The organism is Pseudomonas sp. BF-R-19 (assembly GCF_019956445.1).
Taxonomy (GTDB): Bacteria; Pseudomonadota; Gammaproteobacteria; order Pseudomonadales; family Pseudomonadaceae; genus Aquipseudomonas; species Aquipseudomonas fluorescens_BH.
The window spans coordinates 34,763-53,898 of record NZ_JAHBDN010000051.1 but is presented as its reverse complement, the minus strand read 5'-3'; the positions used below and the strand labels follow the sequence as shown (position 1 = coordinate 53,898).

Here is a 19,136-nt window from a genome sequence, read left to right as displayed (position 1 = left end):
GCGGCGATTTTTTCAATGATTCAGGCCATCAGATGCAGATGGTTGTCCCAGAGCCCTGCGGGTAGCTCCAGCGGTTTTGCAACAAGGTTTGTCTGGCGGCAGTCGTAGTAGCGGCAGCGTCCCTGGCCCGAGGTCACGACAAAACCATCGGCCACGGCACCGACCCCGGCGCAATCGGGCAGTGGCGCGTCCAGGCGTACTTCACCGCTGTCCAGGTCCCAGATGAAAAAACGGTTGCCCCGCGGTGCCGTCAACGCCACCAGGCGCAAGTCGCTGTGTACCGCGACGCTGGCGGTGTAGTGCCCCATGGCCTGCAACTGGTGCTCAGGCAGCGGGAACGCGACGAAGGGCTGACCGGGCCGCTTGATCGCCAACAGCTCTGACGACTCGTGGGCCGCGCCCATGAACTGCTGGCTGGCGACGATGGTGCCGTCGTTGGCGATGGCCAGATGGCGCACGCTGTTCATCTGCTGGGCGAGGGTTTCCTTGCTCAGCAGGGTGCCGTCGCGGTGCATCAGGACCAGGCTCGGTTCCATGGCGTTGAGGTTCATCTCCACCCGGCTTTCGGCCTCGGTGCGAATCCCGCCGTTGGCCACCACCAGGGTTTCGCCATCGGGCATCCACGACACCTGGTGCGGACCGAGGCCGTGGGTGGAAATCTCACCGCTGTGCACCAGCCGTTCGCCTTCGAACTTATACACGCCGAGCAGGCCGCGACCCGGATCGGTGGTGTCGTTTTCGGTGGCGTACAGCCAGTCGCCGCTATGGTGAATGACCGCGTGTCCGTAGAAGTGCCGGTTCGGCTGTGACACCACGGTTTGCAGGAGCGCGCCGTCGCGCAGATCGATCAGGTAGCTCTCGGTGCCCGGACGGCGGGCGACGAACAGTGCAATCGGCAGTGTCGGGTGGTTGACGATGTCGTGGCATCGCTGGCCGACCCGGGTGGCGAACACCTGGGTGCCATCCAGTCGATAACCGACGGCGTAATGCTGGCCATCGGTATCGTCCCGTGCCGAAAGCAACAACGGACTCTTGTCCTTTTGCTTGAACAGCGTCCAGCCGCCCAGCGTCACTGCACCCAGCAGCAAACTACCTAATGTCAGAACCTGGCGTCGCAGCATGGAACCGGCCCTCATCAGTCACCGTCGTTGGCGTTGAAGCCCAGTTGGATGCCCAGTGCCTTGGCCAGATCAGCCTCGTGCAGGCGATGGACGACGTTGAGGCTGTCATACAGCTCGTTGAGTTGTTGGCGGCCGGCTTCGTCATTGAGCATGTCGGTCAGCGAGCGCTGGTTGCCGGCGAACAGTTTCAGCGAGGCGGCATAGGCCGCATCGATCTTGTCGGCCAACGGCTTCTGCTCGCTCGGCAACAGGCCGCGCAGGCCTTTGTTATCCACACCTTCCCAGACGGTCCTGGCAGCCGCGAGGCTGGCTTCGAGGCTGGTCAGGGACGCCTGGCTGCGCCATGCATCGGCCTGGAACGGTTGCGGCACGCCCTTGCTCTGGCGGCCCATCGGCGTGCCGAGTTTTTTCTTCAGGGTGTCGATGGCCGTGACTTGCACGCGCAGCAGATCGGCGATCGCTTCGTGGGAGTCTGCATAGCGCTGGTTCGGGAATTTGCTCATTTGCGCGAGCATGCCGTCGGTGTTGTTCCAGGTTTGCAGAATCTCTTCGGCCAACTGCTTCTGGCGTTCACCGATGGCGATCAGCAGCGGGCAGTATTTGCTCTTCTGCTCAGCGTTGGCCACGTCAGGCTTGCTGTCGAACAGAATGTATTCGTAGGCCGAGAGCCCCTGTACCACAACGCTGGACTTGGCCAGGGCGGCGGCATCGATTTGCGGCTGGGCGGTGACCAGTTGCTCGACCTGACGGCCGACCAGGTTTTTCTTGTCCGGCCAGAACTGTACTTGCCACGAACGGTTGCCTTCGGCCAGCGGCCCGATCAGCAATGGTTGCAGCTCGGCCCAGGCTTTTTGCGCATGCAGGAAGTCGGCACGGGCGGTTTCCAGGTTTTCCTTGCCTTCGCAGTAGGCGAGGGCGCTGACCGCCAATTGACGGTCGGCTTCAACCCAGCGGGTGTAGGTCGGCAGGATCACCGACTTGGCGATGGCCGCCGACGTGACCGCTTGCGGGTCCTGGGGCGAGCAGGCGCCCAGGGCGAGGGCGGCAAGGCTGGTGAACAACAGTTTGGGACGGAACATGTCGGGCTCCCGCGAGTGGAATGCGTGTTAAAGGGAATTCAGGAACGCCAGCAACGCAGCGCGTTGCTCGGCATTGAAAGACAAAACCTGTTGCTGCGCCGCAGTCGCCTCGCCGCCATGCCAGAGCACGGCTTCGAGCAGGTTGCGGGCGCGGCCGTCGTGCAGGAACTGGGTGTGACCGCTGACCGCCTGTGTCAGGCCGATGCCCCACAACGGTGGGGTACGCCATTGACGGCCGCTGGCCTGGAATTCGCTACGGTTGTCGGCCAGGCCGTCGCCCATGTCATGCAACAGCAGATCGCTGTACGGGCGAATCACTTGATTGGCCAGTTCAGGTTCGGCGGCATTCGCGGCGGTGGTGTATTTCGGTGTGTGACAGGACTGGCAACCGGCCTGATAAAACAGGGTCTTGCCGGCCAGCACTTCAGGTGCGCTGACGTCACGGCGGGCCGGTACGGCGAGGTTTCGGCTGTAGAACAGCACCAGGCGCAGGATGTTGTCGCTGACTTCCGGCTCGCCATTGGGGCCGTTGCCACTGGGTGCCTGTTTGCAGGCCGTTTGCGCGTCCGTGCAGTCATCAAAGGGTCTCAGGCTGGTCGTGAGCCCCATATCCCCCGAAAACGCGTGGACATTCTGTTGATTGAGGTTCGGTTGTCCGGCTTTCCAGCCAAATCGCCCCAGGACGGTCTTTTGCTGGACGTCATCCCAGACCCGGTTCGGTTGGCCGCTGATGCCGTTGTTCGCCTTGGCCTGTGCCTCGGCGTTAGCCAGGATTGCCTCGTCGGGGATCGCTTCGAGCAGGCCCAGGCCAATCATTGGCGGCGCCACGCGGGCCGAGAAACGGGTGTCGGGGTGCATCGGGCCGTAGCCCAGCTGGGTGATGTTCAGGCTCGGTTTGCGCAACTCGACTTCGGTGCCGTCCTTGAAGCGAACCAGCACGGCGGTGTAATCGACCCGTACTTTGCCTTCGGGGGTCACACCGGGGACGGACATGTCCTGGAACTGGCCGCCGTAGACGGGCTCCGGTACCACGCCGAGCTGTTCGATGACCTTGGCATACGCCGGGGCGTCGGGAATCGACAGGCGTACCAGCATCGACACGGCGTTCACATCGTCGGGAGTCGGCGGATGGCCACGGCCGTCCTTGATGTGGCAACCCTGGCAGGCATTGGTGTTGAACAGTGGACCGAGGCCATCGCGAGCGGTCGTCGTCGACGGGGCGATCACCCAAGGGCTGCGGAAGAAACTGTTGCCGACGCTGAAATCCACGCGCCGTGACGGCGGCAGGTTCGCCGAGGGCATGGAAAACGCATTCTGATCGGTCTTGCGCACCGTCGCACTACCGCCGGAGCGGGCCTCACCGGGCTCAGCCTGGGTGAATTTCGGGGCGTCATCGCAGGCACTCAGGCCCAGGGCCAGAAACAGTGCGGACAAGCGAAGAGGCAGCGAGGGCATCAGACATCCTGCAAGACGAGCAAAACAAGGGCGCAAAGTCTAACAGGGGATGGGAATTTGAATAAGAGGAATTATCGTTTGCTTGATGTGGAGCAGGTAATTTGGCTGACCCATAACCCTGTGGGAGCGGGCTTGCTCGCGAAGACGGCGTCACATTCAACAATTGTGGTGACTGACACACCGCTTTCGCGAGCAAGCCCGCTCCCACAATGGACTGTGTAGGGCAGATATGAAAAAGGCGACCCGAAGGTCGCCTTATTACTCACTCAGCCAGCATTGATCAGAATTCGTGATCAGCGTTGTCCGGGTTCAGGTCGTTGATGCCCAGTTTGCCAGCGGCGGCTTCGATCGAACCGGTCTGCTTGACCAGGGAAGCGATGGCGTCACGGACGATCTGGTTGCCCGCGGTGTTGCCGGCAGCGATCAACTGGTCGTAGTGCTCACCCTTGTTGGCGTGGTCGACCATGACCTGAAGCTTGGCTTCGGTGGCGGCCAGGTCATCTTTGAGCGCGGTGTCGGCAGCCGGATCGGCCTTGGCCACCAGGGACGACAGGCTGGCGCCGGTCATTTTGGTGCCGTCGACGCGAGTGTATTCACCCAGGTACACGTTACGAATGCCCTTGGCATCGTAGAAGTGCGAGTTGTGGGTGTTGTCGCTGAAGCAATCCTGTTCGTCTTCCGGGGAGTTGGCTTCCAGGGAAACCTTCATGCGCTCGCCCGCCAGTTCGCCCAGGGACAGGCTGCCCATGCCGAACAGCATTTTGCGCAGGCCGGTTTCAGCCGGTTCTGCTTCCAGGGTGGCGCGGTAGTTGTCGGCCACGTTCGGCTTCCAGTTACCGACCATTTCTTCCAGGTCGCTGACCAGCAGCTGAGTCACAGACTTCAGGTAGGCACGACGACGATCGTTGTGACCGCCGGTAGCGCCTTTGCCTTCCAGGTAGTCCGAGGCCGGACGGTTGCCGGCGCCAGGGCCGGTACCGTTCAGGTCCTGGCCCCAGAGCAGGAATTCGATGGCGTGGTAGCCGGTGGCAACGTTGGCCTCGGAGCCGCCCAGCTCGTTCAGGCTGGCGAGTTTTGCCGGGGTGATGTCTTTGACATCGACCTTGTCTTCGCCGATCTGCACTTGAGTGTTGGCGATGATGTTGGCAGTGGCACCCGGGTTGCCCAGGGCGTGTTCGTAGGATTTGTCGACGTAGTCGATCAGGCCTTCGTCCAGCGGCCAGGCGTTCAGCTGACCTTCCCAGTCGTCAACGATGGTGTTGCCGAAGCGGAACACTTCGCTCTGCAGGTAAGGCACGCGTGCGGCAACCCAGGCAGCCTTGGCGGCTTTCAGAGTGTCGGCGTTCGGCTTGGCGAGGAAGGCATCTACGGCGGTTTGCAGGGTCTTCGCGGTGGATTCGGCATCGCTGTAAACGGCGAAAACGATGTCGGCATAATGGGCGACAACGGCCTTGGCGGCGGCTTCGTCGACTTTACCGGCAGCGGCAGGCGCAGCGGCTGGAGCAGCCGGGGCAGCGGCAGTGCTGGCAGCTGGCGCGGCAGCTTTTTCCTGGTCTTTACCTTCGCCACAACCGGCGAGGGAAATAGCGATGGCCAACAGACTGGCGGTAGCCAGAGGCATACGAATCATGGCGAACATCCTGCTTCGATAGGGGTGGAGTCGTGCTATGCACACGCAAAACTGCGACATAATGCAAATCTTTCGCATTATGTGTAAAGGGTTGTACCTGTAAATATTTCTTATTCACTGTAGGAGCGAGCTTGCTCGCGATGGACTTTAACGATGACGCGTTCATTCTGAATGAGCGTGTTGCTCTCAGGTTCATCGCAAGCAAGCTCGCTCCTACAGGACCACGGGATTTACAAAATAGCGGCGTTGCTGCGTTGGGCCTGCTTCAGGTAAACGCCGAGTTCCCGTGCCGGCAACGGCTTGCTGTAGTGATAGCCCTGACCTTCGTGGCAGCCTTCGGAGATGATGTAGGCCTCTTGCTCGGCGGTTTCCACGCCTTCGGCAATCACCTGCATGCCCAGGCTCTTGCCCAGCTGGATGATGGCGCGAACGATGGTCGCATCGTCGTCGTCATCGAGCAGGTCTTGAACGAAGCTCTTGTCGATCTTGATCTTGTCCAGCGGCAGGCTCTTGAGATAACTCAAGGACGAATAGCCGGTTCCGAAGTCGTCGATGGCGATCAGCGCGCCGGAGCGGCGCAGGCTGAGCAAATGCTGGGCCGCGGTGCTGATGTCTTCCATCAGGCCGGTTTCGGTGACTTCCAGTTCCAGGCTGCGCGGCGGCAGGCGGTACATCTGCAGCAGGTTGTTGACCACCCGTGGCAGTTCGGCGTGGTGCAATTGAACCGTAGACAGGTTCACCGCCATGCGCAGGTCGGAGAAGCCCTGGTCATGCCACTCGCGCAGTTGTTTGCAGGCTTGGTCCAGCACCCATTCGCCGATGGCAATGATGGTGCCGTTCTGTTCGGCCAGCGGAATGAACAGGTCTGGCGGCACCATACCGTGCTCGGGGTGTTGCCAGCGAATCAGGGCTTCGACGCCCACCACGCGGTTGTCGCGGTAGCTGATCTGCGGCTGGTAGACGAGGTAGAACTGATTGCGGATCAGGGCATCGCGCAGGTCTTTTTCCAGCTCGCGGCGGCGGCGCATTTCGGTGTCGACGCTGGCGATATAGAACTGATAGCGGTTGCGCGAACGGGTCTTGGCCAGCGTCATGGTCTGCTCGGCCTTTTGCAGCAACTTCTCGGTGCTGTTGCCGTCCTCGGGGAACAGGGTGATGCCGATGGTGGCGCGCAGGCGGATTTCCTGATGGTCGAGGGCAAACGCCGCCTCCAGGTCATCGAGAATGCTTTGCGCCAGCTCGGCGGCTTCGTAGGGCTGCTCGATGTCGGCCTGGACCAGGGCGAACTGGTCGCCACCGAGGCGGGCGAGGGCGCCCAGGCGACCGCTATGACCGCGCAGGCGATCGGCCAGGGCCAGCAACAACTGGTCGCCGGTCTGATAGCTGAACTGCTCGTTGATGCCCTTGAAGTCATCCAGGCCGACACACAACACGGCGACCCGGCGCTGTAATTTGCCGGCGTCGACGAGGATCTTGTCCAGTTGCTGCTGCAATTGCTGCCGGTTCGGCAGCCCCGTCAGGAAGTCGTACTGGGACATGCGCACCAGGCTGTTTTCCGCTTCGTGGCGCAGATGGGTATTGCGTTCGATGGACTCGAGCAACTGGTTGGCGGTGTTGATCCAGATGCCCAGTTCGTTGTTCTCGTGCCCCTTGAGCAGCGGAATCTTGTGTTCGCTGGGACGATCCGGATTGATTTCCGTGAGGTGCTCGATGATCCGCGACAGCGGCTTGGTCAGCAACCAGTGGTAGACCAGATACAACACCAGCCCCATGGCGAGCGCGCGCAGTACGCCGGAAATGAAGATGATCACCGAGCTGACAATGAACTCTTGGCCGTAGGTGGCGGTATCGAGGGTGATGCTCAGGTCGCCGTAATACTCGCTGTAGGGCCCGCGACCGACCAGTTGGGTGGTGAAGGTGCGTTCCTTGCCAAGAATCAGGTCGGTCAGCCAGCGACTGTTGGAGTGCTGCAATTCACGGTTTTTTTGCGCGAGCATGGCTTCGTTGGGATGGCCGATGGAGGCCTGGCGTACGGCGGCGTCCTGAAACAGGCCTTCGATCACTTGCATGCCCATTTCCCGGTCCAGGCTGTAGACGGCCTGGGTCGAGGGGTCGCGAAACATGTCGAGGATGCGCTCGGCATCGCTGGCGACGGCCTGGCGTGTTTTATAGGCATCGAACACAATCTGCGCGCAGCTCAAGACCACGCCGACGATCAATGCCGACAGGAGCACGACCCGGAGCAACTTCACCGACAAGCTGTTCTTGAGATCCAGCTTCAAAGGGTTATTCCTTGTTCCGTGCGGGTGGCATCAAGTTGCCATGAGTATTGGCAATCCTGTGATGGCAGTCAAAGGGACAATCATCCCTGGGGGATTTTGCCTTCAGCTTGGCCGATTTGCAGTTGTCTTGACGAGTTAGCCTATTAGCACTGTGTCGGTTGTCGAGTCCTTCAACTTGAGGGGCGGGGGTGGAGATATTTTCCTTTTGTTGATGTTAGTCGTCCGCGGCGGGGGAGCAAGGGCCAGGGGGGTTGTTTCATCGACGGAAAATGCCTTGGATTCTGTAGGTTGTTTTGGAGTTTTGACGGAGTACATATCCATTTCTTCGGTAACGGCGGCTGGCGGTTTCGCCCTTACGGCGAGTCCCTTTGGCAAACGCCCCAAAGGAACCAAAGGTCTCGCCCCTTACGTACGGCCCCTCGCCTATGCTCGGGGTTCCTTCGCTGCGGCATTCATCCGGGGGCATTGCCCTCCGGTCGGCTTCGCTTCGACCTACATGCAATGAGTTCGACTGCGTCGAACGGCGCTGCGCGCCAATCCCCGGATAAACACCTCCACTCAGCCTTCCGAGGGGGCGGGTGGATCAAGATCAAAAGCTGCAGGCGAGCTAACGCTCGACCTGATGAGTGGTGAGGAGCGTCTGTGTACGCCGGCCTGCCTTTGCTCTTCTGTGGGAGCGAGCTTGCTCGCGATGGCGGCCTGACAGCCGACCAATCTCCCACGCCTCTAAGCTGATCGTTCCCACGCCCCCGCGTGGGAATGCTGCCAGAGACGCTCCGCGTTACGTTTTTGCGAGTTAGTGCGGTGTAGGAAAGCGCCAGAAGTTTCCCACGCAGTTTTCAGGTTGCCCGTCGGAAGCGGGCTGAATAGCCTTTGGCTGTCGCTGAACACTCAGCGATCGGGTGTGAGAACCCGGCAAGTCATAGTCATCCAGTGCCAGTATCCGCATAATTGCCGCCAGCTTATTCGCTGACTGTAAATGCGTTATGGCGGCTGTGTGCGGGCAGACTTTTGTCTGGCCGGGTGCCTATGACCGGTTTTCTCACCTCGCACATAGCTGCCACCTCTTTGCCGTGTGAGAACGGCAATGGGTGGCACCCACCGCATAGGAATATTTCAGTGGATAAGTTAATCCCCGATCCGCCCTTAAATACTGTCAAACCCTACACCCCCAACACCATGTTCATGATCGTCCCGAACATGGATACCGAATCCCTGCTGGCCCACGCTTGTGAGTCATTGGCTTCGGCCAACGTCATGGCGAGTGATTTCGCCACCTTCCTGACCGGCTCTCAGCGCAACACGGCGTTGGCCATTGCGCAGATCATCATGCTGGCGGAGCTGGCGGTGAATCGTGCGTTGGATAACGTCGATCCACGGTAGTTGGCAGGCTGACCGCGTTATCGTTCTTCGCGAGCAAGCCCGCTCCCACTGGCTCGGTGATGACCTGTGGGAGCGGGCTTGCTCGCGAAGGCGGCGGAACGATCGCCACCGTCCCGTTGCTCATATCCTTCCATAAAAAAACCCGGCATAAGCCGGGTTCTTTTGACTGGCGTCGAGCTTAAGCAGTGAAGGTTTTGCCTTCGAACTGCTCAGCCACGAATTTCCAGTTGACCAGGTTCCAGAACGCTTCGACGTACTTCGGACGCAGGTTGCGGTAGTCGATGTAGTAAGCGTGTTCCCAGACGTCGCAGGTCAGCAGCGGGGTGTCGCCGTTGGTCAGCGGGTTGCCGGCGCCGATGGTGCTGGCCAGGGCCAGGGAACCGTCAGCCTTCTTCACCAGCCAGCCCCAGCCGGAACCGAAGGTGCCGATGGAAGTCTTGCTGAACTCTTCCTTGAACTTGTCGAACGAACCGAAGGCCGCGTTGATGGCTTCAGCCAGTGCGCCGGTTGGTTGACCGCCGGCGTTTGGCGCCAGGCAGTTCCAGTAGAAAGTGTGGTTCCAGACCTGAGCGGCGTTGTTGAAGATACCGCCCGAGGAAGTCTTGACGATTTCTTCCAGGGTCTTGCCTTCGAACTCGGTGCCTGGCACCAGGTTGTTCAGGTTCACGACGTAGGTGTTGTGGTGCTTGTCGTGGTGGAACTCCAGGGTTTCCTTGGAGATGTGCGGCTGCAGGGCATCGTGTGCGTACGGCAGTGGCGGCAATTCGAAAGCCATGATGATTCTCCTAATCAGGTCAGTTGCGGTGAGCGCAAGGCCGATCACGGGCGGCCAGACAAGCGCCGGGGAGTTTGTACTCTTTGCGGCGCAGGGAGTCGGATCATAGCACCGGGGGGGCGGCATAACCACGCAACAACTGTGTGGAATAGAGGTTCCGCCAATCAGCTGGCCACGATCAACTGCAGTGCTACGGCAAACATCATCACCGCCACCAACAGATCGAGAATTCGCCAGGTGCTGGGGCGGGCGAGCCACGGTGCCAGCCACGCCGCACCGAGGGCCAGGGTGAAAAACCACAGCAGCGAGGCACTGGCCGCACCCACGACATAGGCGCCTGGCTCGGTTTGTTGGGCACCCAGGGAGCCGATCAGCAAAACGGTGTCCAGATAGACGTGCGGGTTGAGCAAGGTCACTGCCAGCGCGCTGAGCATCACCGCCCGCAGCGAGCGCACGGTCTGGCCTTCGCCCTGCTCAAGGCTCTGCTTCGAGAAGGCCCGGCGCAGCGCCTGGCTGCCGTACCACAACAGGAACGCTGCACCGCCCCAACGAGCGATGGCCAGCAGCGTCGGGTTCTGCGCCAGTACCGTCGCCAGGCCAAATACCCCGGCGGCCACCAACAGGGCGTCGCAGGCCACGCAGAGCGCCGCCACCGGCAGGTGATGTTCACGCCGCAGGCTTTGCGCCAGGACAAACGCATTCTGGGTGCCGATCGCCATGATCAGGCCGAAGGCCACGAGCAGGCCGTTCACATAACTTTGCCACATGATTTTTTACTCCGCGTTGGCTGCCAGATCCCGCAGCACTTGCAGGGCACGGTCGGCGTCGGCCTGGCCGACAAACAGATGGTCGTGGTAGTAGCCGGCAATCACGTTGCAGCTGATTCCGGCCTGGCTCAATGCCGTGGCGAACGCGGCGGTCAGGCCGACGGCTTCGAGGGCCGAATGTACGTTCAAGGTGATCCAGGCGGCGATGTAGTCGAAGCTGAACCCGGCCTTTACGGCACGGGAACGTTCGAGAATCACGGTCAGGCCTTCCTGCTCGCGAAAGCTGCCGACAATTTCCAGCTCCGTAGGCAACTTGCCGTCGCGCAGGGTGCAGAACACGTATTCGCCGGCATTGAGTTGCGGGCTCATGCTGCGCAGCAGCGTTGCCAATGAAGTTTCGCCAGCCATGTGGGTGATCCTTGTTCAAGAGTTCTTGCTGGTCATTGTCCTTGTGAAGGTTGTATAAGAAAAACCAATCTTGCTGATCGCTCATTAGGAAAACTGATGTTCGACTATAAATTGCTTTCTGCCCTCGCCGCCGTGGTCGAACAGGCCGGTTTTGAACGGGCGGCCCAGGTGCTGGGCCTGTCGCAATCGGCGATTTCCCAGCGCATCAAGCTGCTGGAAGCGCGGGTTGGTCAGCCTGTGCTGGTGCGGGCCACGCCGCCAACGCCGACGGAAATCGGTCGGCGGTTGCTCAACCATGTGCAGCAGGTGCGATTGCTTGAACGGGATCTGCAAAGCCTGGTGCCGGCGCTGGATGAAGAGGGTCTGCCGGAACGCCTGCGGATCGCCCTGAACGCCGACAGCCTGGCCACCTGGTGGGCGCAGGCCGTGGGGGCGTTTTGTGCCGAACAGCATCTGCTGATGGATCTGGTGGTCGAAGACCAGACCGTCGGCCTCAAGCGCATGCGTGCCGGTGAAGTGGCGGCCTGTGTCTGCGCCAGCGAGCGGCCGGTGGCGGGGGCGCGCAGCGTGTTGCTAGGGGCGATGCGTTACCGGGCACTGGCCAGTCCCGCCTTCATTGCCCGGCATTTTCCACAAGGCGTACGCGCCGATCAGTTGGCCCGAACCCCGGCGCTGGTGTTTGGCCCGGACGATTTCCTGCAGCATCGCTACCTTGCGTCCCTCGGCGTCGAGGGCGGCTTCGAACACCATTTATGCCCGTCTTCCGAAGGTTTCATTCGTCTGACGGAAGCCGGGCTGGGCTGGGGGCTGGTTCCGGAACTGCAGGTGCGCGAGCAACTTGAAAGGGGGGTATTGAAGGAGTTGCTGCCAGATAAGCCGATCGATGTGCCGCTGTACTGGCATCATTGGCGTAATGGCGGCCAGTTGCTGGGGCTGCTCACCGATCAATTGGTCAGTGCATCAAAGCAATGGCTGGTGCCCTTGGACTGACGCGCAGCGTCAAGACCTCACGTAATACGCAAAGCGAAATATTCGGAGCAATTCATGAAGATTCTGGTTACCGGCGCAAGCGGCTTCATCGGCGGGCGCTTTGCGCGTTTTGCCCTGGAGCAGGGCCTGGACGTGCGGGTCAACGGTCGCCGGGCCGAGAGTGTGGAGCATCTGGTACGCCGCGGAGCCGAGTTTATCCAGGGCGACTTGAGCGACCCGGAACTGGCGCGCGAGCTGTGTTCGGACGTCGAGGCCGTGGTGCATTGCGCCGGTGCCGTCGGTTTGTGGGGACGTTATCAGGACTTCCATCAGGGCAACGTCCAGGTCACCGAGAACGTGGTCGAAGCCTGCCTCAAGCAACGGGTTCGGCGGCTGGTGCATTTGTCGTCGCCGTCGATCTACTTCGATGGACGCGATCACCTGGGCCTGACCGAAGAACAAGTGCCCAAGCGCTTCAAGCACCCTTTCGCCGCCACCAAGTACCTGGCCGAGCAAAAAGTCTTCGGCGCCCAGGAGTTCGGCCTCGAAACCCTGGCCCTGCGCCCGCGCTTCGTCACCGGGGCCGGCGACATGAGCATCTTCCCGCGCCTGTTGAACATGCAGCGCAAGGGGCGCCTGGCAATCATCGGCAACGGTCTGAACAAAGTTGATTTCACCAGCGTGCAAAACCTCAACGAGGCGTTGCTCAGCAGTTTGCTGGCCAGTGGTTCTGCGTTGGGCAAGGCTTACAACATCAGCAACGGCACGCCGGTTCCGTTGTGGGACGTGGTCAATTACGTCATGCGCAACATGGAAGTCCCACAGGTCACCCGCTACCGTTCCTACGGCCTGGCCTACAGCGTGGCCGCGCTCAACGAGGGCGTGTGCAAGTTGTGGCCGGGGCGCCCCGAGCCGACGCTGTCGCGTCTGGGCATGCAGGTCATGAACAAAAATTTCACCCTGGACATCAGCCGCGCCCGGCACTATCTGGATTACGATCCCAAGGTCAGCCTCTGGACGGCGCTCGATGAATTCTGTGGCTGGTGGAAGGCCCAGGCTATTCGATGATGTCAGGACAACGACCCCTTACTGAACCGGATACGGGACTTCAGGGTCAATGGTTACGGCTGTGGGGTTTATACTGCGCGGCATAAAGCCATCATGTGTTTCACTAAGGTTTATTCAATGTCCATGCGTAACGATGCCAACGACGACTTCGACGATGTACCGAGCTTGCGTGCAGACGTTCTCGATGACGATTTTCCGCCCACTGCCCGCACGGTCGTGCATTCGCGCCCGGCGCCAGTGGTGAAGGTCAAGGCGGCGAGCACCGGCCCCCTGTGGGCGTTGGTCGGGGCGCTGATCTTTGCGTTCGCGGGCCTGGCCTGGTGGAGCTTCCAGCAGATCTCCCTGATGGAACAGCAACTGGTGGCGACCCAGGAAAGCTTCGCGCGGATCAGTGAGGAAGCGGCAGGGCGCTTGCAGGATATTTCCGGAAAGGTTGTTGCCAGCCAGACCAATGTCACCACTGACAGCGAGGCCTTGAAACTGCAAATCCGCCAGCTGGAAAGCAAGCTCCAGGACCAGAGCGCCCAGCAGCAAGGTGTTGCCGGCCAGGCCTCGGACCTGGACAAGCGGCTGGCACAGATGACCGCGCAAACCAGCGAACTGGACAAGCGTCTGGTGCAGTTGACTGCCCAGGACACCGAACATCAGACGGTCAACACGCAGTTGCAGGCCCAGGTCAAAGCCTTGAGCGCTGAATTGGCCGCCCTGAAAAGTGCCCCGTCGGACGCCGAAAAACTCGATGCACAGCTCAAAAGCCTGGGCGCCGATATTGTCTCGCTGAAAAAGCAAGGCAACCCGAGCGCAGCCATCGAACGTCTTGAGCAAGACATGATTGTGCTCAAAAGCGAACAGGACAACCGCCCGGCCGCCGCGCAGGGTTCGACCAATACGGCCGAGTTCGATGCCTTCCGCAGTCAGGTCACCCGCAACATCAATACCCTTCAGGCGCAGATCCAGAACTTGCAGCAGCAACTGCGCGCCCGGCAGTAATTGACTGCTTCAGGAAGATCCGGAGGATCCTGATATCCATGCATCCCCCCATTGCCGTCTACGCTCTTCAAACACCACCAGGAACGAGGGATGCGCAATGGGGTTTCTGCATAGGTTCGCCTTGCTGTGCGGCATGTTTTTGTTGTGCCTGGGCCAGGTGCAAGCCGCCGGGACGGAAAAGGACGACAGCAAGGCGGCCATCGCCCTGCTGGAAAAAGCCCTGGCCTACTACCACGAGAATGGCGACAAGGCCTTTGCGGCGTTCAGCCGTCAGGGTGAGTTTGTCGACAAGGACCGTTATGTCTTTGTGCTCGACACCAAGGGCGTGATGCTCGCCAGCGGCGGGCCGTCGTCGGCATTGATTGGTCGGGACGTGTCGGAAGTGCTTGGGCCGGATTTGCAGAAAACCTTCAAGGACGCCCTGAAAGTACCGGAAGGCAATGGCATTCAGCAGGCGGAATATCGCTGGCAGAACTGGAGCGACGGCAAGGTCGAGCGCAAGCATGTCTACTACCAGCGCATCGGCCAGCGGATTCTGGCGGTCGGTTATTACCTGCCACGGGCTTCCGCCGAACAGGCCATGGCCTTGCTGAACAAAGCAGCAACCGATCTGGCCAAGGACGAAAAGGGCACCCTGACGGCGATCAATTCCCTCAAGGGCGGCTACCTGCAGGATGACCTGTACGTATTTGTCGTCGACCTGGACACCCAACGTTACGTGGCCCACGGCACCAATCTGCGGCTGATCAATACCGACTTCAGCAAGGTCCTGGACCCGGAAGGCAAACCGGTGGGCGAGCCGATTCTGGCGTTGATGGCCCAGCAGGATGATGGCGAATACGAATACCGCTGGAAAAACCCGGTGACCGGCAAGGTCGAGAACAAACATGCCTACCTGAAAAAGGTCGGGCATTTTCTGGTGGCTGTCGGGTATTACAGCCCTTGAATGGTAGTGACTGTTAAACCGTCTTCGCGAGCAAGCCCGCTCCCACAGTTGACTGCGTACTCATGAACAACTCAGTCTAATGTGGGAGCGGGCTTGCTCGCGAATACAGGCGACGCGGTCTGCCTAGCGAACCTTATCCTCCCGCCCGCGCAACAACATGTTCGGCATGGCAATCGCCGCCGCCAGCCCCAGCAACGACACCACCGCACTGACCGTCAGCAAGTGCCGGAACGTCAGCAACAACTCGCCACGCAAGGCGTTCTGCGCGTCCCCCGGTGCTGCATTCAACCCGTCCAGCAACACATTCCCCGAGCTGCCTTCGGCAATCAGCGACGAACCGGCCAGGTGCGCGAAACTCGAATCCTGCAATAACGCCAACAGCAGCGCCGACATCAACGCCACACCCACGGCACCACCCAGCGAACGGAACAGATTGGTAGTGCTGGTGGCCACGCCGATGTCTCGCTGCTCCACCGAGTTCTGCGTGCCGACCAATGACGTCGGGAACTGCATGCCGGAGGCAATCCCGCAGAGCAGCATGAACAGACTGCTGACGACGAACGCCTGCGGCGGGCTGAATGCCATGCCGATAATCGAGACAGGCATCAGCGCTGCACCGGCAAGGATCATCGGTTTGTAGCGCCCGGTCACCGAGGTGCGGCGGCCGGCGAAATACGCGCCAATCGGCAAGCCCATGGCCAGGGGCAGCAGGTGCAGGGCGGCGCTGTCGGCACCGGCGCCGGTGACGCTCTGAAAGCGCAGCGGCATCAATACGATCAGCGAGATGGCCTGGAAACTGGTGAAGAAAATCGTGCACCAGCACAGGATCGCGTTGCGGTTGGCGAACAGATGCATGGGCAACAACGGCTCCCGTGCCCGCCGCTCGTGGACGACGAACAGCCCCAGCACCAGCACCGCACTGGCCAGCAGCGCCAACACTTCGGCGCTGCGCCACGAATGGCCCTGGCCGACCTGGGTGATGCCCAGCAACAATGCCGTGAGCCCGATGATCATCAGCACGGTGCCCAGGTAATCGATGATCGGTCTGCGTTGCGGAATCGGCAGCCCCACCAGTGTGCGATGGGCCACCAGCCAGGCACCCAGGCCCAGCGGCAGGTTGATCAGGAACACCCAGCGCCAGGACAGGTATTCGGTCATGTAGCCGCCAAGCACCGGGCCGGCCACGCTGGCCACGGCATACATGCTGCTGAAATAGCCCTGGTAACGACCGCGCTCCCGTGGCGGCACGATGTCACCGATGATCGCCTGGCTCACCGAAATCATCCCGCCAGCGCCGATGCCCTGGAGGATCCGCGCCAGCACCAGTTGCTCCATGCTCTGGGCCATGCCGCAGAACACCGACGCCAGGGTGAACAGGCCCATGCCGAACAGCATCAGCTTGCGCCGCCCGTACAGGTCGCCCAGTTTGCCGTAGATCGGCACCGCCACGGTCATGGCCACCATGTAGCCGGAAATCACCCAGGCCAACAGGCTGACGTCCTTGAATTGCGCGGAAATGGCCGGCATCGAAACGGCGACGATGGTCTGGTCCAGCGCCCCGAGAAAGATCGCCAGCATCAGGGCGATCAGCACGCTGCGGATCGCTGGTTTAGGCGTTTCAGGCTGGTGGAGATTGGTCACGGGAAAACCTGCGGGCAGTGATTGACCCGCAAGTAGCAAGGCGAGCGGGGATGCTCGCCAGTGTAAGTCGGTAGGAAGCTATTCGATAGCCTCATAAGGAAGCCCGACGTAGTTTTCTGCAATGGTCTTGCGACCCGCTTCGGAGCCGACAAAATACTCCAGCTCCGACTCGGCGATGCGCTGGCTAAAGGCATCGTGGTCATCGAAACGGTGCAGCATCGAGGTCATCCACCAGGAAAACCGCTCGGCTTTCCACACGCGGCGCAGGCAGATTTCCGAGTATTTCTCCAGCAGATCAAGGCGATCTTCGCGGTAAACCTTGAGCAGGATATTGAACAGCGTACTGACGTCACTGGCCGCCAGGTTCAAGCCCTTGGCGCCGGTGGGCGGGACGATGTGCGCGGCATCGCCGACCAGGAACATGCGCCCGTATTGCATGGGTTCGACGACGAAGCTGCGCAGTGGCGCGATGCTTTTTTCGATGGACGGACCCGTTATCAGTTTGTCCGCCAGCTCTTGTGGCAGTCGCGACTTGAGTTCGTCCCAGAAGCGTTGATCCGACCAGTTATCCACATGATCGCTGGTGGGCACTTGCAGGTAATAACGGGTGCGTGTCGGCGAGCGCATGCTGCACAAGGCAAATCCGCGCTCATGGCGGGCGTAGACCAGTTCTTCATGGACAGGCGGGGTGTCGGCCAGGATCCCGAGCCAGCCGAACGGATAGATCCGTTCGAAGACTTTCAGGCTGTCGGCGGGAATCGATTGCCGCGCCACTCCATGGAAGCCGTCGCAACCGGCGATGTAGTCGCAATCGAGACGATACAGCTCGCCGTCCTTCTCAAAAGTGACAAACGCTTCGTCGGTTTTCATGCCGTGGGGAACGACGTTGTCGGCTTGATAAATCGTTTGCGCGCCAGCCTCCCGACGAGCGGCCATCAGGTCGCGGGTGACTTCGGTCTGCCCGTAGATCATCACGGTCTTGCCACCCGTCAGGGCGTGCAGGTCGATGTGTACCTGGCGTCCGTCGAGGGCCAGCTCGAAGCCGCCATGCACCAGTCCCTCGGCGTCCATGCGCTGACTCACGCCGGCCTGACGCAACAGCTCTACCATGCCTTGTTCAAGCACGCCGGCGCGGATTCGGCCGAGTACATAGTCCGGGGTCTGACGTTCGAGAATGAGGGTGTCGATTCCGGCATTGTGCAGCAATTGGCCGAGCAACAAGCCAGAAGGGCCGGCGCCAATGATGGCGACTTGGGTTTTCAGCGTTTTCATTGTTCTTATGACTCGCAAGCTTCACGCGACCAGGGCCGGTGAATGATTTTTATGGATCGAGTGCTTGCATTTTTCCCTTGCGGGTCTGTCAATTGAAGGTGAAAACTGAGCCGATAGCTGTACATTCTGCCAATCGGTGCGATTATCGCCCGCCATCTACTCCGAGGCCTGGATTGAAGTGATGAACAAGCCTGACCTGCCTTCGATTCCAGTGTTCAAGCTCTACGGTGAAAGCCTGGATTGGCCGACCCCGGACTTGCTGCACTGTGAAACCATTTCCAAACGCAGTCGCGAACATCATTGGGAAATCAAACCGCACCGCCATGCTGACTTGTGCCAGTTGCTCTTCGTATTCAAAGGTCAGGCCGAGCTTGAAATCGAAGGCAAACGTACGCAACTGGTGGAACCGGCGATCCAGATCCTGCCACCGTTGTCGGTGCACGGCTTTCGCTTTTCCGAGGACGTGGAAGGGTTTGTCGTAACCCTGGCCACGCCGCTGATTGCCCACCTGCAGATGCAGTTGGGACAGTCGGTCAATGCCCTGGCCCAGTCCGAAAGCTACCCGGCAGGCAAGGACGCCGAGTACCTCAACAGCCTGTTCAGTGCCTTGCAGAACGAATACACCAGCCATCAACCGGCGCGGGAAATGCTCATGCATTCGCTGGTCAGCGTGATCGTGGTGTGGGTCAGCCGCCAGGTGATCCAGCGTCGCACCGCCATGGCGCGACCGCAGCGGGCCCGGGAATACCTCAACGGGTTTATTCAGCTGGTGGAAGAGACCTATCGCCAGCACGTCAAGGTCGAGGACCTGGCGCACCGACTGGGGATATCCGTGTCGCACCTCAACGGCACCTGCCGTGAATTGGCGGGGCAACCGGCGTTGCAGATCATGCACGAACGGCAATTGCTGGAGGCCAAGCGTTTGCTGACCTACACCAGCATGACCATTTATGAAATGTCCGACGTGTTGGGGTTTTCCGATCCGACCAACTTCACGCGCCTGTTCCGGCGTCGAGTGGGGATTTCGCCCAAGGCATTTCGTGACCGCTTGAAGGCCGATCAGGACAACGAAGCCTGACCCCCTTCGTTACCGGAGGGTGTTGAAGGTAGCGTTGTGGGGGATGCAGCGCTCGAAGTTGCAGCTCGCGGTTTCACGGGGCAGGTTGCGCAACTGCTCGACGCGCCAGGCCGCAGCGCCATACAGCCCGAGTGTGACCGCACAGGTGATGAAAATCGCGAGGTATCTTCTTGTTCTGATGTTCATGGCGTTGACCTCTGAACGAATACCTTTCGGTATTACTTTGAGCATAGGTCAGCGTCGGTGAGTTACCAGCAAACCGGGTTTGGCAT

17 protein-coding genes are annotated in these 19,136 nt (G+C 60.6%); 6 read left to right on the top strand and 11 right to left on the bottom strand.

The features are described from left to right. Positions 1-20: 20 nt before the first annotated feature. The 5 genes from KGB28_RS14195 to KGB28_RS14175 form a co-directional block, all read right to left on the bottom strand. Entirely contained in the window at positions 21-1,121 is a 1,101-nt protein-coding gene (locus KGB28_RS14195) for a DUF1513 domain-containing protein (RefSeq protein ID WP_223445981.1), read from the bottom strand. 14 nt (positions 1,122-1,135) lie between these two features. Further along, positions 1,136-2,200 (bottom strand): imelysin family protein, encoded by a 1,065-nt coding sequence (locus KGB28_RS14190; RefSeq protein ID WP_223445979.1) that lies wholly within the window; start codon positions 2,198-2,200, stop codon positions 1,136-1,138. Between the two features lie 27 nt (positions 2,201-2,227). Further along, positions 2,228-3,655, bottom strand: a complete 1,428-nt coding sequence (locus tag KGB28_RS14185) for a di-heme oxidoredictase family protein (protein ID WP_223445977.1) — start codon at positions 3,653-3,655, stop codon at positions 2,228-2,230. Between the two features lie 280 nt (positions 3,656-3,935). Further along, positions 3,936-5,285: an imelysin family protein gene (locus tag KGB28_RS14180; protein WP_223445975.1), complete on the bottom strand. Its 1,350-nt coding sequence runs from the start codon at positions 5,283-5,285 to the stop codon at positions 3,936-3,938. A gap of 230 nt (positions 5,286-5,515) precedes the next feature. Continuing rightward, positions 5,516-7,567 (bottom strand): putative bifunctional diguanylate cyclase/phosphodiesterase, encoded by a 2,052-nt coding sequence (locus KGB28_RS14175; RefSeq protein WP_223445973.1) that lies wholly within the window; start codon positions 7,565-7,567, stop codon positions 5,516-5,518. 1,119 nt (positions 7,568-8,686) lie between these two features. Between KGB28_RS14175 and KGB28_RS14170 the strand changes: the two genes are divergently transcribed. Beyond that, the gene (locus tag KGB28_RS14170; RefSeq protein ID WP_223445972.1) at positions 8,687-8,950 is read left to right on the top strand and encodes a DUF6124 family protein; all 264 of its coding nucleotides are present in this window, start codon (positions 8,687-8,689) and stop codon (positions 8,948-8,950) included. A gap of 178 nt (positions 8,951-9,128) precedes the next feature. On the opposite strand, the gene KGB28_RS14165 is transcribed toward KGB28_RS14170, so the two are convergent. The 3 genes from KGB28_RS14165 to KGB28_RS14155 form a co-directional block, all read right to left on the bottom strand. After that, positions 9,129-9,725 carry a superoxide dismutase gene (locus tag KGB28_RS14165; protein WP_008022038.1) on the bottom strand — a complete coding sequence of 199 codons (597 nt, stop codon included), beginning with the start codon at positions 9,723-9,725 and terminating at the stop codon, positions 9,129-9,131. Between the two features lie 164 nt (positions 9,726-9,889). Beyond that, a complete protein-coding gene (locus tag KGB28_RS14160; RefSeq protein ID WP_223445970.1) occupies positions 9,890-10,492 on the bottom strand; it encodes a LysE/ArgO family amino acid transporter in 603 nt (200 codons plus the stop codon). Positions 10,493-10,498: 6 nt separating this feature from the next. After that, positions 10,499-10,900 carry an ACT domain-containing protein gene (locus KGB28_RS14155; protein WP_223445969.1) on the bottom strand — a complete coding sequence of 134 codons (402 nt, stop codon included), beginning with the start codon at positions 10,898-10,900 and terminating at the stop codon, positions 10,499-10,501. Positions 10,901-10,996: 96 nt separating this feature from the next. Between KGB28_RS14155 and KGB28_RS14150 the strand changes: the two genes are divergently transcribed. The 4 genes from KGB28_RS14150 (at position 10,997) to KGB28_RS14135 (ending at position 14,873) form a co-directional block, all read left to right on the top strand. Further along, complete coding sequence (locus tag KGB28_RS14150; protein ID WP_223445967.1) at positions 10,997-11,890, top strand: LysR family transcriptional regulator ArgP; 894 nt, start codon at positions 10,997-10,999, stop codon at positions 11,888-11,890. A gap of 54 nt (positions 11,891-11,944) precedes the next feature. Beyond that, entirely contained in the window at positions 11,945-12,937 is a 993-nt protein-coding gene (locus KGB28_RS14145) for an NAD-dependent epimerase/dehydratase family protein (RefSeq protein ID WP_223445965.1), read from the top strand. 117 nt (positions 12,938-13,054) lie between these two features. After that, complete coding sequence (locus tag KGB28_RS14140; protein ID WP_223445963.1) at positions 13,055-13,927, top strand: ATPase; 873 nt, start codon at positions 13,055-13,057, stop codon at positions 13,925-13,927. 97 nt (positions 13,928-14,024) lie between these two features. Continuing rightward, a complete protein-coding gene (locus KGB28_RS14135; RefSeq protein ID WP_223445961.1) occupies positions 14,025-14,873 on the top strand; it encodes a cache domain-containing protein in 849 nt (282 codons plus the stop codon). A gap of 123 nt (positions 14,874-14,996) precedes the next feature. Here KGB28_RS14135 and KGB28_RS14130 read toward each other — a convergent pair whose 3' ends face one another. Continuing rightward, on the bottom strand, positions 14,997-16,514 hold the full coding sequence (locus tag KGB28_RS14130; protein ID WP_223445959.1) for an MDR family MFS transporter: 1,518 nt from the start codon (positions 16,512-16,514) through the stop codon (positions 14,997-14,999). Positions 16,515-16,592: 78 nt separating this feature from the next. Further along, positions 16,593-17,777, bottom strand: a complete 1,185-nt coding sequence (pobA, locus tag KGB28_RS14125; RefSeq protein ID WP_223445992.1) for a 4-hydroxybenzoate 3-monooxygenase — start codon at positions 17,775-17,777, stop codon at positions 16,593-16,595. A gap of 190 nt (positions 17,778-17,967) precedes the next feature. Between pobA and KGB28_RS14120 the strand changes: the two genes are divergently transcribed. Further along, entirely contained in the window at positions 17,968-18,864 is an 897-nt protein-coding gene (locus KGB28_RS14120; RefSeq protein ID WP_223445957.1) for a helix-turn-helix domain-containing protein, read from the top strand. A gap of 9 nt (positions 18,865-18,873) precedes the next feature. On the opposite strand, the gene KGB28_RS14115 is transcribed toward KGB28_RS14120, so the two are convergent. Continuing rightward, entirely contained in the window at positions 18,874-19,050 is a 177-nt protein-coding gene (locus tag KGB28_RS14115; RefSeq protein ID WP_223445955.1) for a hypothetical protein, read from the bottom strand. Positions 19,051-19,136: the final 86 nt, after the last annotated feature.

Bases quoted from the DNA above. Each gene is read 5' to 3' on its own strand.
- KGB28_RS14160 (WP_223445970.1), bottom strand. From the start codon at position 10,492: ATGTGGCAAAGTTATGTGAACGGCCTGCTCGTGGCCTTCGGCCTGATC.
- KGB28_RS14190 (WP_223445979.1), bottom strand. From the start codon at position 2,200: ATGTTCCGTCCCAAACTGTTGTTCACCAGCCTTGCCGCCCTCGCCCTG.
- KGB28_RS14150 (WP_223445967.1), top strand. From the start codon at position 10,997: ATGTTCGACTATAAATTGCTTTCTGCCCTCGCCGCCGTGGTCGAACAG.
- KGB28_RS14185 (WP_223445977.1), bottom strand. From the start codon at position 3,655: ATGCCCTCGCTGCCTCTTCGCTTGTCCGCACTGTTTCTGGCCCTGGGC.
- KGB28_RS14140 (WP_223445963.1), top strand. From the start codon at position 13,055: ATGTCCATGCGTAACGATGCCAACGACGACTTCGACGATGTACCGAGC.
- KGB28_RS14155 (WP_223445969.1), bottom strand. From the start codon at position 10,900: ATGGCTGGCGAAACTTCATTGGCAACGCTGCTGCGCAGCATGAGCCCG.
- KGB28_RS14135 (WP_223445961.1), top strand. From the start codon at position 14,025: ATGGGGTTTCTGCATAGGTTCGCCTTGCTGTGCGGCATGTTTTTGTTG.
- KGB28_RS14115 (WP_223445955.1), bottom strand. From the start codon at position 19,050: ATGAACATCAGAACAAGAAGATACCTCGCGATTTTCATCACCTGTGCG.
- KGB28_RS14165 (WP_008022038.1), bottom strand. From the start codon at position 9,725: ATGGCTTTCGAATTGCCGCCACTGCCGTACGCACACGATGCCCTGCAG.
- KGB28_RS14145 (WP_223445965.1), top strand. From the start codon at position 11,945: ATGAAGATTCTGGTTACCGGCGCAAGCGGCTTCATCGGCGGGCGCTTT.
- KGB28_RS14180 (WP_223445975.1), bottom strand. From the start codon at position 5,285: ATGATTCGTATGCCTCTGGCTACCGCCAGTCTGTTGGCCATCGCTATT.
- KGB28_RS14195 (WP_223445981.1), bottom strand. From the start codon at position 1,121: ATGCTGCGACGCCAGGTTCTGACATTAGGTAGTTTGCTGCTGGGTGCA.
- KGB28_RS14120 (WP_223445957.1), top strand. From the start codon at position 17,968: ATGAACAAGCCTGACCTGCCTTCGATTCCAGTGTTCAAGCTCTACGGT.